Below are 2,389 nucleotides of genomic sequence, written 5' to 3' on the forward strand. Positions count from 1 at the left end.
GGCATAAACAGCTTTATGCCGCGCGCGGCATAATGCCGTCTGCAGAAGCGTCGCGATGGTCGCCCAGGTCTTGCCGCCACCGTCACTGCCCGCAAAAAGTGAGTTCTTGCGCGTGATTGCCTGGGGCCTGATTGCCCGCTCGACGATGTTGGAGTCGATCTCAACGCGACCGTCTGTCAGGAAGCGCTCGAAGATGTCGCGACGCGAGATGGCATAACGGAGAGCCTCTGCAAGTTTCGATTTGCCGGAGACCCGCGGCAGGGTCGCTTGCCAGAGAGTGAAGAGGTCACTGACGATCGCTGCGGAGATCTCCTGACGTGCGGCGACACGAGCCTCAGGCCTTTGACCCCGAACGGTCTCCTCAATCTCCCACAGCTTTGCCATCCGCTGGACGGTATCTGTAGCGACCTTTGAGCTGTTTGCGGCATGCAACTCGTAGAACTTCCGGCGGCTATGTGACCAGCAGCCAGCCAGAGTGGCGCTGTCATTGCCTCCATCCTTCCGGACGAGCTTGTTGTAGGCGGCATACCCATCAACCTGCAGGATGCCACGATAGCCGCTCAGATGCCGTGCGACGCACTCGGTGGCTCGACTGTCCTCGAAGCGATAGGCCACCATCGGCGGACCGCTGCCTCCGAAGGTCCGATCGTCTCTGGCATATGCCCATAGCCACGCCGTCTTTGCTGATCCGGAGCCAGGTGCGAGTGTCGGCAAGGTCGTTTCGTCGGCAAAAATCCGTTCTGCCTTCTTGATCTCGTTCAGGATGTAATTGGCGAGGATGTCGAGCTCGAACCCCACCTTACCCATCCATTGGGCCATCAGCCTGCGATCGAGTTCGACCTTGTCGCGGGCGTAGATGGCTTCCTGGCGATAAAGCGGCAGGCCGTCGGCATATTTGGACACAGCGATTTGGGCCAAAAGCGCTTCCGTTGGAATGCCACCTTCGATGATGTGTACCGGAGCCGCGGCCTGGATGACGCCGTCCTCGTTCCTAAAAGCGTATTTAGGACGACGGGTGACGATGACACGGAACTTCGCTGCGACGACATCCAGACGCTCGGAGATGTCTTCTCCGATCAGGATTTTCTGCTTGCCCGCGTGTTCCGGTAGCTCCTCCGGCTCGATCACGACCTCGACGCGCTCAAGATGCGGCGCGAAGCCCTTGCGCGGTCGCGGTGCGCGTTTGCTATCTGCTCTCTCGCGGCCTTTCGTAACTTGAGCCTTGATTGCCGCAATGCCGGTCTCGATCTCCTCGAAGACAAAGGCATGCTGCTCGTCATCGACGGTGGATGATGCAAGCTTTTCCGAGCGTCGGCCAAATCGGGCGCGATCGAAAGCCTTCAGGATCTGCGTGAGACGCTCGATACGCTCGTCGGCGTCTGCATTTCGGGCCTCGAGGTCATCGACCTGCTTTTCCAAAACTTCGACGCGGGCTGCCTTTTCGGCCATGGCGAGAACCATGGCTTTCAAGGCCTCTACATCATCCGGAAGCTCGATCTCGGGGCGCGTCATGGGTCCGATCAGAGCATATTTTGCCGCCATCCGCCCGCAGTTTCAGGCTGCTGATTCACTTCGCCGCAGTGGTTTTACCCAACAATCTCAGGAGGCTTCACCGGCGTTTGTCGAACGCGCTTCCAATCCATTCCGTCGACAAGAGCCAGAAGCTGGGCATGGTTGAGCTGGACGCGATGATGACCAATCCGGGGCCAGCAGAACTGGGCTTTCTCCAGCCGCTTCGCATAGAGGCAAACGCCCGAACCATCCCACCACACAATCTTCACCCGGTCCGCTCTCTTGGCCCGAAAGACATAAAGCGCACCATTGTATGGATCATTGCCGGTATCCCGCACCAGCGACAACAAACTGTCTGGTCCCTTGCGGAAGTCGATCGGATGGCTCGCGAGAAAGACCTTCACGCCCGACGGGATCATGCCGACCGCACCGCGCGAATAATCCGCTGCAGATGGGCCTCGTCGAAGTCGCTACCAGCACGGATAACGACGTCGCCAACCACCACGTCAATTGTGCCAACCGACCTTTTATCAACCGTTGCAGCCGGATCTCGCGACCAACGTCGTTGCCCGTCCCGAGCATCACGACGCCAACTAAATAGCTGTGACGGATGTATCCCGAGGCGATGCGCAATCGCCGAAACGCTTGCGCCGGGCTCCATCGCTTCAGCCACCGCCCGATCCTTGAACTCATCAGACCAGCGCCGCCGAAACTGTCGCGGAGCACCCTCAAGCCGTTCCGGCACAGCCTCGATCATGTGGAAAGTTCTAGGTTCAGAACTAGGCGCAGACATAGAAGCTCACTCTTCGTGAAATCGTATATCTGCATTACCGGACCAGCCGCCACCGCCGCTAGATGGGGTCGGCTAGACGCTTAC

Annotated in this window: 3 protein-coding genes; all 3 read right to left on the reverse strand. The window is 59.0% G+C overall.

Going from position 1 to position 2,389, the window contains the following annotated elements:
- The coding region (gene tnpC / locus RGCCGE502_RS34285; protein WP_051158771.1) for an IS66 family transposase at positions 1-1,512 on the reverse strand (1,512 nt) is incomplete at its 3' end.
- Between the two features lie 74 nt (positions 1,513-1,586).
- Complete coding sequence (gene tnpB / locus RGCCGE502_RS34290) at positions 1,587-1,931, reverse strand: IS66 family insertion sequence element accessory protein TnpB (RefSeq protein WP_016558827.1); 345 nt, start codon at positions 1,929-1,931, stop codon at positions 1,587-1,589.
- Entirely contained in the window at positions 1,928-2,305 is a 378-nt protein-coding gene (locus tag RGCCGE502_RS39165; RefSeq protein WP_016558828.1) for a transposase, read from the reverse strand. Before RGCCGE502_RS39165 ends, tnpB begins: the two co-directional genes overlap by 4 nt.
- Between the last annotated feature and the right edge of the window lie 84 nt (positions 2,306-2,389).

Source organism: Rhizobium grahamii CCGE 502 (assembly GCF_000298315.2).
In the GTDB taxonomy this organism is placed as follows: domain Bacteria; phylum Pseudomonadota; class Alphaproteobacteria; order Rhizobiales; family Rhizobiaceae; genus Rhizobium; species Rhizobium grahamii.